Annotated in this window: 9 protein-coding genes and 1 pseudogene; 3 read left to right on the top strand and 7 right to left on the bottom strand. The window is 38.6% G+C overall.

What is annotated here, in order from left to right; all coding sequences use genetic code 11:
- Positions 1–124: 124 nt before the first annotated feature.
- On the bottom strand, positions 125–298 hold the full coding sequence (locus A2003_RS06570) for a cbb3-type cytochrome oxidase assembly protein (RefSeq protein WP_164978084.1): 174 nt from the start codon (positions 296–298) through the stop codon (positions 125–127).
- Between the two features lie 44 nt (positions 299–342).
- Positions 343–1,161, bottom strand: a complete 819-nt coding sequence (locus A2003_RS06565) for a hypothetical protein (RefSeq protein WP_004953571.1) — start codon at positions 1,159–1,161, stop codon at positions 343–345.
- 230 nt (positions 1,162–1,391) lie between these two features.
- Here A2003_RS06565 and A2003_RS06560 point away from each other — a divergent pair, with 230 nt between their 5' ends.
- Positions 1,392–2,804 carry an aminotransferase-like domain-containing protein gene (locus tag A2003_RS06560; RefSeq protein WP_039048303.1) on the top strand — a complete coding sequence of 471 codons (1,413 nt, stop codon included), beginning with the start codon at positions 1,392–1,394 and terminating at the stop codon, positions 2,802–2,804.
- On the opposite strand, the gene A2003_RS06555 is transcribed toward A2003_RS06560, so the two are convergent.
- Entirely contained in the window at positions 2,801–3,865 is a 1,065-nt protein-coding gene (locus tag A2003_RS06555; protein ID WP_283325149.1) for an AraC family transcriptional regulator, read from the bottom strand. The two genes, A2003_RS06560 and A2003_RS06555, sit on opposite strands and share 4 nt — an antisense overlap.
- A gap of 117 nt (positions 3,866–3,982) precedes the next feature.
- On the opposite strand from A2003_RS06555, the gene A2003_RS06550 reads away from it, so the two are divergent.
- Positions 3,983–4,699 carry an enoyl-CoA hydratase/isomerase family protein gene (locus tag A2003_RS06550; RefSeq protein WP_286687012.1) on the top strand — a complete coding sequence of 239 codons (717 nt, stop codon included), beginning with the start codon at positions 3,983–3,985 and terminating at the stop codon, positions 4,697–4,699.
- Between the two features lie 37 nt (positions 4,700–4,736).
- On the top strand, positions 4,737–5,564 hold the full coding sequence (locus A2003_RS06545) for an SDR family oxidoreductase (RefSeq protein ID WP_286687011.1): 828 nt from the start codon (positions 4,737–4,739) through the stop codon (positions 5,562–5,564).
- Positions 5,565–5,628: 64 nt separating this feature from the next.
- Here A2003_RS06545 and A2003_RS06540 read toward each other — a convergent pair.
- The 4 genes and pseudogenes from A2003_RS06540 to A2003_RS06525 all read right to left on the bottom strand — a co-directional run bounded on the left by A2003_RS06540 (position 5,629) and on the right by A2003_RS06525 (position 10,570).
- Positions 5,629–6,900: pseudogene (locus A2003_RS06540) on the bottom strand (Glu/Leu/Phe/Val family dehydrogenase).
- Between the two features lie 49 nt (positions 6,901–6,949).
- On the bottom strand, positions 6,950–7,870 hold the full coding sequence (gene hutG / locus A2003_RS06535) for a formimidoylglutamase (protein WP_099948495.1): 921 nt from the start codon (positions 7,868–7,870) through the stop codon (positions 6,950–6,952).
- Between the two features lie 30 nt (positions 7,871–7,900).
- Positions 7,901–9,106: an imidazolonepropionase gene (gene hutI / locus A2003_RS06530; RefSeq protein WP_286687010.1), complete on the bottom strand. Its 1,206-nt coding sequence runs from the start codon at positions 9,104–9,106 to the stop codon at positions 7,901–7,903.
- A gap of 51 nt (positions 9,107–9,157) precedes the next feature.
- Positions 9,158–10,570: an L-histidine transporter HutT gene (locus tag A2003_RS06525; RefSeq protein ID WP_042892891.1), complete on the bottom strand. Its 1,413-nt coding sequence runs from the start codon at positions 10,568–10,570 to the stop codon at positions 9,158–9,160.
- Positions 10,571–10,751 lie beyond the last annotated feature (181 nt).

Genomic DNA, 10,751 nt, shown 5'->3' with positions numbered 1-10,751 from the left:
AATTCTGGGGTGTATCGTTGTCCACTCATAATGTTCTCTCCTATGCAAAAAGAATAGACGAAATTTGTCTAGGAGAGTGGTGGCAGTCCAATATCTAACTAAAAGGTGTCTACAAAATTAGTGGCTATTCAGTTGATGAATGTGCTGGTTGAATCTTTTGAATATTCTGCTTCTGTTGTGACGGCATATAATCTGGTTGATTACTGACCGCAAGGAAGAAGAAAACTAAAAATAAGCAACCAAGTAAAATACTGATACCAACTGTTATGTATGGAAACTTAGATTGTTGCTGAGACATATTGTCTACTCCTATTCAAATACAAGTATTCGGTTCTAAAATCTTTAAATCATGGATAAGGTTTTATAACTTGATCCATTTTGGATATGGGTCTGCATGTATTCGGCATAGACTGATAATTTTTCAAAAATATGTTCCGAATAAAACATGTCTTCAATAAGATGGGCTGCTTGTACTTCACTAAGTTGACTTATTTGTGCAATAAGTTTTGCGTTTAAAGATGAAAACAATGTACAAATATTTCGATGGAAATCATCTTTGTTTTTAAACAACAATTTCCGAGTATTTAACATTTCATCCTTTACAATACTTTCTTCACAAACTGTCTGAATGACACTAATCTTTACGCTTAAGAAATCCTGCAACTGTTGAAGTTGGTGATGATTCATCGCTGATGATGTGATCAAAAAAATTTGCGAAATATCTGATCGACAGAGTGCTTTAACCAAGTTTCTAAATAGAAAGTCTTCTTGGTTTTTGGGTTGATCGACAACATCTACATAAACTTTCAGACTTTGCAGCAAATCTATGACATTCAACTTCACTCTTTTTTCTGCCTGATAATATTGATTTAATATCTTTAAAATCGAAGATGAATTGAGCGTGGTATAAATCACAGGCTGATTTAGATTGGCAAGCACAAACGGCGCAAATAAATATGCTAGATTTTGGTCATTCTCATAAATTTGAGTTTGCACAATGTAAGTCACTTTCTCTTTAGCAAAATTTCTTAAGACTTTTGCTCTTAATAAAGTCGCTTCAAGATTCACATATTCAAGTTGTAATTCTTCCTTAATCAGTGATGAAGGCATACTGTCTTCAAAAACTGCTGTCATCGCATTAAGTTCTTTGGTCACAAACATCGAATACGCCCTGTCAAATCGAAACATTCTTTAGAACTCAATAAACTCAAATTTTGTGTTTGGAGTTTGAATCGTTCATGGTGTTATTTTGAGCGTTACTTCAAGTATTGAATAGCTACAGAGCATGCTTAAAAAAATATAACAGATGATTCAATTGGACTAAATCTGTTATAAAATCCTGATAGATTTTCTTTAAAATAAAAGCAGATATCATTAGGGCTGCAAACTTCATGTATAAGTCTGAACAGTTAGCGCACAATCTAAAATTACTGATCGAAAATGGCACTTGGAAGGCACATAGCAAACTTCCATCTCTACGTGAGCAAGTACAACGTTCAGGTTTTAGCTTGATCACAGTGATGAATGCTTACCAAGAATTAGAGGCACAAGGATTAATTTATTCAAAAGAAAAATCTGGTTATTTTGTTGCTGAGCAAGTATCGACCCAAATTCCACAAACACACTCAATTGTTGCATTGAATCCCAAAATTGAAATTAACTCTCTGGTATTTAAATATCTAAAATCGATCCAATCTAAACATGTCAGTCCGCTGGGTTCGGCATTTCCTGATAGTCAGTTGCTCTATCCACCCAAGCTGATTCAAATCATGGGACAACTCTCCCGTAACCGACATAGTTATGACCAAACCACCAATCTTCCACCTGGGAATTTGGAACTTCGGAAACTGATCGCGCAACGTTATTGTATGCAAGGTATTCCAACCGATGCGGATGATATTGTTATCACATCTGGAGGCTTGGAAGCACTCAATCTGTCTTTGCAAGCGATCACACAACCTGGTGAATATATTTTATTGCAGCAAACTATTTTTTATGGCGCTTGGCAGGCAGCCGAACGTTTAGGATTGAAAGTCATTACACTTCCTGAACATCCACAGCATGGTTTTGATATTGAAGCTTTTGAACAAGTAATTAAGACGTATCCAATCAAAGTCTGCTGGTTTATGCTTAATGCACACAATCCAATTGGCTTTACGGTCAGCGATGAAATCAAATTTAAAATTGCTCAACTTTTGCATGAACATCAAATTCATTTAATTGAAGATGATGTCTATGAAGAATTGTTTTATGGCAGTCAGAAACCACTTCCAATGAAGTATTTTGATCAACAAAATTTGGTATTGCACTGCTCTTCTTTCTCGAAAACTTTAGGTTCTGGTTTTCGTATGGGCTGGGTCTATGCGGGTAAATTCTCAGAGCACATCCAACATTTACAACTGATGAGCACGATTTCTGCAAATGCACTCATCCAAAATGCCCTAGTTGAATTTTTAGCCCATCATCATTATGAAAAGCATTTAAGAACGCTCAGACGCTCATTAGAAAAGAATAAAAAACAATTTTTCCAATATCTAAAACAACATTTACCCGAAGGCTGCAAGGTATATAATTATCCAAGTGGTTATTTTCTTTGGATTCAATTGCCTGAAAAAGTCAGTAGCATGCAAATCTATGAACTACTGATTCAACAACAGATTGGTATAGCACCCAGTCCGCTATTTAATGTATTGCCTTCACATCAACACTTTATTCGAATGAATTGTTCTTTTGAATGGACTGAAAAAATTCAACATGCCGTGGATCAATTTATTCTAGCTATTGAGAAAGAAATCTCGATTTAACTAGATTTGGCTACGCTACGCTTTCGATATTGGCTTGGTGTTTCTCCAAAGGTCTTTTTAAAAGCACGAATAAAATTGGTCGCTTCTTCATAACCAACAATGCTTGCAATATCTTGGATGCTATATCGTTTGTGTTGCAGCATTTTTTTAGCCTCCGTAAATCGTACATCAGCTAGAATCTGTAAGAAAGTCGTCCCTTGCGCCTGTAAATGTCTTTTTAGAGTTCGTTCAGACATATTCAAACGTTCAGCAATCATGGGCAATGTGGGATAACCATTGCTTGAGTTATACAATAATTCTGAGCGAATACTTTTCTGTAAATCCCTTATATTTTCTTTAACTAACCGCCATTTATCATTTTCACAATACAAAAGTGCCTGCTGAAAAGAAACTTGATCAGCATTTTTATTTTTGCAGTTAAGGAAGAATTTAGGAAAACGAAGCCCATTTCTTTTTTGACTAAAATGTATCTTAACTTTTGAAAGCTCAATACACTGGTAATCATTGCTTTCTTCCCAATCAAGAAAGACTTCACTCTGCTCAATCAGCTCTTTTGAAAATAAACTTAAAAAATGAATTGCACCAAAGATCAAACATTCGACTAGAAATGATCGTAATTGCGCTGATTGTTGCTCATCACCAAATCTAACAGGATGTACATCATCTAAATAAACATAGACAAAATCCTGATCAACAGTCCATTCAGGTGTGAAATTTTGAATCCGAGTACAGAAATATTGCTGACAGAGTGTCAAAGCAGTTTCAACATCAGCACAACTTAAAAATGCAAAGCCCAATGCCCCATGTGAAGTAGGACGAAGTTTGAGTCCATACTCAATGCCCAAACGATGATTACCTGTGAGTTGTAATGCATTCACTACCAGCTTAGACCACTGATGAGCACTCATTTTGGCATCAGCATGTTTCATAGCTGATAGAACCAACCCAGTATTATGTAAAACAGTTTGATTCTCGATGCCATAGGCTTCAGTAATTTCTAATAGTACATGAGCATAAGAAACTGAAATGTTTTCTTGAAACAGCCCAAAAGGATCACGCATAGTACATCCTGTGTCCTAAAATGATCATTAATATGGCATAGTCTACCCTATTGGGCGAGCAGTTTATTCTGAATAATCAGTCATAGAAAAATGAATAAACTTAGAGGAATTGCTTAAATGGCAAACCTACATCTCGATAAACAACAATCCATTTATGTGCTGACATTAATCAACGGCGATCAGGAAAATGCGCTCAACAAAGACGTTTTAGATGAATATATTTCAGTCTTTGATGAAATTGAAAACGATAAAAATAACGCGAGCCTGATTATTCGAAGTGATCATCACAAAACATTTTGTAATGGTTTAGATCTCGCATGGTTAATGCAACAATCTATCGAAGATAAAAAAGCATTTACTACTCAACTAGAAGATATGTTACTTCGCTTAGCATTATTGAATCTCCCTGTCATTGCTGAAATCAATGGCAATGCTTATGCAGGCGGTGCGATCTTAGCATCAGCTTGTGACTTTAGATTTATGCGGTCAGATAAAGGTCGATTCTGCTTTCCTGAAATAAAACTTACCATTCCTTTTACCGATATCATTGCAGAAATTGTCCAACTGCTACCAAATCAATATGCAACTTGGGAAATATCGTTGACAGGCAAATCGATGACAGGCGTTGAATGTTTACAAGCTCAAGTAGTGAGCCAGATACATTCTGTTGAATCCTTACAGACTGAAACTTTACGATTTGCAGAAGATATGTCACAGAAACATCGCCTGACCTATGCCGTAATTAAACGTCAATTGCGCCATCGAATTGTCGAAATTGCCAAACAACGACAGTTGTATAATCCTGAAAAATTTGCACATCCTTTTATTCTTTAACTTAATTTTTAACATGAATTAGAAATAGGAAATTACAATGAAAACTATGCAAGGAAGAACCATTTTTATCACAGGTGGAAGTCGTGGTATTGGTCGCGCAATTGCAATAAAGGCCGCCCAAGCAGGTGCGAATGTCGTGATTGCTGCGAAGACTGCTATCGAAACACCTAAATTATCAGGCACGATATACAGCGTTGCAGAGGAAATTAATGCTGCGGGTGGTAAGGCACTTCCTCTCATATTAGATGTACGAGATGAGCAACAAATTCACTTTGCCATCCAACAAACAGTTGAAACCTTCGGCGGATTAGATGTGCTCATCAATAATGCAGGCGCAATCGCTCTCACTGGTGTTGAGTCAACTTCACTAAAACAATATGACTTGATCCAGACCATTAATCACAGAGCCACATTTATCTGCGCCCAAGCAGCACTACCTTACTTAAAAAAATCTTCAAACCCACATATTTTGAGTTTGTCTCCACCAGTCAATATGTCACCGAAATGGTTAGGAATGCTTTCTCCCTATGCATTATCTAAATATGGAATGACTATCCTCACGCTAGGTATGGCAGAAGAGTTTCGGCAATATGGAATTTCCTGTAATACCTTGTGGCCAGAAACTTATATTGCGACTGCTGCGGTTTCAAAAAATTTGGGAGAAGAAAATACCCTACAACTAAGTCGCAAACCCGAAATTATGGCAGATGCAGCTTATGCAATTTATACAACTAATCGTGGTGAACTCACAGGACAAAGTTTAACTGATGAGCAAGCTCTTGCAAGAATTGGGATCACTGAACTGGGTGGCTATGCTTGTATTGAAGGAAAGACGGAACTACAAAAAGATTTCTTTTTAGATTAGCTTCTAATACAAAAACGACCTTAAAACTATGGTCTTAAGGTCGCTTATTGTTATTTCACCCGTATCAACCTGGGAAAATACCACGTTCTTTACGTGCTTTTAAGATACGCTCACAACCAAGAATAAATGCTGCGGTTCTTAGCGTACATACTTTCTCGTTGGCAGTATTCCAAACATCATGGATTGCTTGAATCATCAGCTTATCAAGACGTTCGTTAATCTCTTCTTCTGACCAGAAGTAGCTCGACATATCTTGAACCCATTCAAAGTAAGAAACCGTTACACCACCCGCATTACAGATAACGTCTGGGACAACCGTGATACCACGTTGAACTAGAATATCATCAGCTTCAGGATATGTTGGTCCGTTTGCACCTTCTAAAACCAACTTCGCAGTTAATTTTTGTGCACGTTCAACTGTGATTTGACCTTCTAAAGCTGCTGGAATCAAAATATCCATTTCCACATCCCAGAATGCTTCATCACTGATCGCTTGCGCACCAGCAAAACCGCCCACACCTTGATTTGTTTGAAGATAAACTTTTAACTCTTCAAGGTTAATACCTTCTGGATTATAAATCGTACCTGTATGGTCTTGAATAGTTACGACTTTAGATTTTGACTCAGCGAATAAATACGCAGCTTCACTCCCTACGTTACCAAAACCTTGAACTGCGATTTTCGCGCCATCTAGAGGTAATTTGATCTTCTCAGCAACTTGTTGACCTGTGATAAACACACCACGACCCGTTGCTTTGATACGACCTAATGAACCACCTAAATGTACAGGTTTACCTGTTACAACACCTGTCACAGTATGACCTTGACCAGATGAATATGTATCCATGATCCAACCCATGACATTTGGGTTTGTACCCACATCAGGTGCTGGGATATCTTTTTGTGGTCCAATGATGTGACTAATTTCACTGGTATAACGACGTGTCAAACGTTCTAACTCACGAGGTGAAAGTTTACGCGGATCAACACGTACACCGCCTTTTGCACCACCAAATGGAAGATTTAAAACCGCAGTTTTAATCGTCATCCACGCAGAAAGTGCCATCACTTCATTTAAATCAACATCTGGATGGAAACGAATACCACCTTTACCTGGACCACGTGATAAATTGTGTTGAACACGATAGCCTTCAAAGTGCTGGATCGTACCGTCATCCATTACAATCGGCACATCCACAATCTAGGCACGTTTAGGGCGCTTCAATGTGTCGATGTAATCTTTTAAATGCTCTAAGTAAGGCGCAACGCGATCGATTTGTTCGAGGTAAGTTGACCATGGACCGTTATTTTGAGAGATATAAGATAAATTAGACATTGTCTATCCTTATAAAATGAAAATAGATGGGTCAGCTCACGCCAAGCCATCAGTCAAAAATGTAGTTAAAAATAATATAAGCGGCTAATTTGGCTGTTCGATTATCCAAATCAAACCGTGGATTGCATTCAGCCACATCGAAAACTCGAATTTTTCCAGATTTCTTTATGGCTTGAAACAATGGATCAAAGACCGAAAGATCAATTCCTTTGACCGCAGGTGCACTCACACCGGGAGCAATGCTGGCACTAAATACATCCAGATCTACTGTAATGTATAACGCGTCAATTTTTTCTATAAAACCGTTAATTTTCGATATCAAATGGTCAATTTCTGAAAGCTGAAGTTGCTGATCGTATATATATTGACAGTTCAGGCGATCTGCCGTGTCAAACAAAGCTTTCGTGTTTGAATGCTTCGCGACACCGATGCACAGATAATGAAATTCTTTTTGATTCTGTTCTGATAATTTTGCAGCATTTAAAAATGGTGTACCTGAAGTCACCTGCTCTGCTTCACGCAAATCAAAGTGTGCATCAAAATTAATGATTCCAATTTTTTGCTGCGGCTCATGATGTTGGATGTATTGGAACAGTCCTGAAAAACTTCCAAAAGCAACCTCATGACCACCACCTAGAACAATCGGTTTCATTCCCTGTTGTAAACTTCGTTCAACTTGATCTGCTAACTCAGCTTGTGCCTTTTCTAGTTGACCTTGCTCACATACGACTGTACCAATATCAACAATTGATACAGATTGGTGTACAGGTAAATTTGCCAATTGTGCTCGAATCATATCAGGTGCATCCGCTGCGCCTAAACGACCTTTATTTCGTTTTACACCTTCATCCGAACCAAAACCAATTAAGGCAAATGAAGCATGTTGTGTGGTATTTACAACATGATGGATACGTCGATGTTCTTCACCATCGCCATCATGTCGTCCTTGCCATGTAAATGAATGATTCATATCAAATATCGCTAATTAAAACTGTTTGCACTACACACAAATTTCATTGCCATGCTGGATAATACGTTTAGGCAAATCTCCACCTAGCCAATACACAATCTCAGATGGATGTTCAATTTCCCAAGCAATAAAGTCAGCAACTTTGCCTACTTCTAGACTGCCATGTGAATCTTGTAGTCCCAAAGCATGTGCAGCATGAATAGTCACCCCTGCCAATGTTTGTTCAGGTGTTAAGCGAAATAAGGTGCTTCCCATGTTCATCATCAAACGTAATGACAATGCTGGAGAAGTTCCAGGATTTAAATCGCTCGACAAAGCAATACGAACACCATGTTTATGCAAACTCTCTAGTGGAGGAAGTTGTGTTTCCCTCAAGAAATAGAATGCACCGGGTAGTAACACTGCAACGGTTCCCGAAGCAGCCATTGCTTTGACATCGTCTTCAGTCATAAATTCCAAATGATCTGCAGACAATGCGTGGTAACGAGCAGCAAGACTAGAGCCACCAAGAGAAGACAGTTGTTCAGCATGCAATTTAACTGGGAGATTGATTGCATGTGCTGTGTTAAATATACGTTCAACTTGTGCAGGTGAAAATGCTAAATACTCACAAAATGCATCGACCGCATCCACGAGTCCCTCTTGATGTAGTTTTGGCAACATTTCTGTACAAATATGATCAACATACGCATCACTTTGATCTTTATATTCAGGAGGTAAAGCGTGCGCTGCTAAGCATGTACTGCGTACAGTGATTGGCAAAATATTTGCAATTTGACGAATCACACGCAACATTTTACGTTCATTCAGATAGTCCAAACCGTATCCCGATTTAATCTCGATGGTGGTAACCCCATCTTTGAGTAAACAGCGAATACGTTTTAGTGCTGAAGCAAGTAACTCATCTTCGCTCGCTTCACGAGTTGCACGAACAGTACTGGCAATACCACCGCCATTTGCCGCGATCTCAGCATAGCTAACGCCTTGCAAACGCTGCTCAAACTCAACACTACGATTGCCACCGAATACGCTATGCGTATGACAATCAATTAAACCGGGCGTTAGCCATGATCCATTTAAATTAATGGTTTCAGCATAATTGTCATTTGGAATATCACTTTCACGACCAATCCAGTGAATGCGATGTCCGGATGTCACTAAAGCAGCATGTTCAATACTGTTGTATTTCCCATCCTGCATAGTAGCGATATGACAATTTTTCCAAAGCTTTTTCATTTTAGATCCTCTCCCTGTTCAAGAGCTATACGCTCTTGAACAGTTAGGTTATTAGCTTTCCATTTTGAAATTTTGTGGTAAATCCTGATCAACCTTGATCGCATCTTGTTTTGGTTTAACCCAAATGTTGTATGCAATACACAGTAAAACCAACCATGTAATACCGACATATAATGCAGGTCTTGAGTCAGGGAAATAACCCATCATTGCCAAGATAAACAACATGAATGCAATAGCAAATGCAGGAGCATACGGCCAACCAATCACAGGGAAATCTAGTGCTTTAATCTGTTCTTTCGACATCTTACGACGCATCGCAACTTGTGAAAGTAAGATCATCAACCATACCCAAACTGTTGCAAATGTTGCGATTGATGCAATGATAAGGAATACATTTTCTGGAATTAAATAGTTGAGAAGCACACCGATAAGTAAGACTCCAGCCATAACAACAACAGTCATCCATGGCACACCATTTTTAGAGATTTTTTGAAACACTTGCGGTGCTTGTCCACGACTCGACATACCAAACAGCATACGTCCCGCACCAAATACATCACTATTAATCGCTGATACCGCAGCAGTGATGACAACAATATTCAAAATTGTTGCAGCCGATCCGATTCCTAGATTCTCAAAAATTTGTACAAATGGACTACCTTGGCTACCTATTTGATTCCAAGGGAAAATCGACATCAAAACAAAAATAGTTAGCACATAAAATAATAAGATACGTACAGGAACAGCGTTGATTGCTTTAGGAATAGAGGTCTTTGGATCTTTAGATTCACCCGCAGTGATCCCAATAATCTCGATACCACCGAAAGCAAATACAACTACAGATAAACAAGCAATCAAACCCGCAATACCATTTGGCATAAAGCCTTCATGAATCCATAAGTTTTGAATACCTGTTGTGAAACCTGCTTGATCGGCATTGAAACCATAAATCATCAGCCCTAAGCCACCCAAAATCATGGCAACAATCGCGGTCACTTTTACGATTGAAAGCCAGAACTCTAGCTCGCCAAAAACTTTGACATGAATGAGGTTAATTGCACCTAAGAACATGATCAGTGACAGAATCCAAATCCATCGAGGAACATCTGGATACCAGAAGCCCATATAGATTCCAAAAGCAGTCACATCAGCCAGCGCAACAATGATCATTTCAAATACATAAGTCCAACCTGTGGTAAAACCTGCAAGTGGTCCAATGTACTGTGAGGCATAGTGACTGAAAGAGCCTGAAACTGGATTTTGAACAGCCATCTCGCCTAATGCACGCATCACGATATATATTGCGATCCCTGCAACGATATATGCGAGCAAAACAGATGGACCTGCCATTTTAATGGCTGTTGCTGAACCGTAAAAAAGTCCCGTTCCTATCGCTGAACCTAATGCTAAGAAACGGATGTGGCGGGTGTTTAATCCCCGCTGTAAAGTGGAGTGTTGTGACATTATTATCTCCAATCCTTGAGGAAATATAGTTAGAGTCGGTCACTCCATGTGACCGTTATCTTGATTAAGCGTTTGATAGACTAGGCAAAAGATTTGGGAGGATGAGCGTAAGCGTCCGCTGAACACACCTTATGAATTCATCCTATAAGCCTTAATTTAGTCCCCACTTAAAAACAAGTGG

It is taken from the genome of Acinetobacter sp. GWC1_38_13 (assembly GCF_001767535.1).
In the GTDB taxonomy this organism is placed as follows: domain Bacteria; phylum Pseudomonadota; class Gammaproteobacteria; order Pseudomonadales; family Moraxellaceae; genus Acinetobacter; species Acinetobacter junii.
Note: the sequence above shows the minus strand (reverse complement) of the source record. Positions and strands in the feature narration are given on the sequence as shown.

Excerpts from the sequence above, each read along its gene's own strand:
- A2003_RS06565 (WP_004953571.1), bottom strand. The coding sequence starts at position 1,161 with ATGTTTGTGACCAAAGAACTTAATGCGATGACAGCAGTTTTTGAAGAC.
- A2003_RS06560 (WP_039048303.1), top strand. The coding sequence starts at position 1,392 with ATGTATAAGTCTGAACAGTTAGCGCACAATCTAAAATTACTGATCGAA.
- hutI (WP_286687010.1), bottom strand. The coding sequence starts at position 9,106 with ATGAAAAAGCTTTGGAAAAATTGTCATATCGCTACTATGCAGGATGGG.
- hutG (WP_099948495.1), bottom strand. The coding sequence starts at position 7,870 with ATGAATCATTCATTTACATGGCAAGGACGACATGATGGCGATGGTGAA.
- A2003_RS06545 (WP_286687011.1), top strand. The coding sequence starts at position 4,737 with ATGAAAACTATGCAAGGAAGAACCATTTTTATCACAGGTGGAAGTCGT.
- A2003_RS06570 (WP_164978084.1), bottom strand. The coding sequence starts at position 298 with ATGTCTCAGCAACAATCTAAGTTTCCATACATAACAGTTGGTATCAGT.
- A2003_RS06555 (WP_283325149.1), bottom strand. The coding sequence starts at position 3,865 with ATGCGTGATCCTTTTGGGCTGTTTCAAGAAAACATTTCAGTTTCTTAT.
- A2003_RS06550 (WP_286687012.1), top strand. The coding sequence starts at position 3,983 with ATGGCAAACCTACATCTCGATAAACAACAATCCATTTATGTGCTGACA.
- A2003_RS06525 (WP_042892891.1), bottom strand. The coding sequence starts at position 10,570 with ATGTCACAACACTCCACTTTACAGCGGGGATTAAACACCCGCCACATC.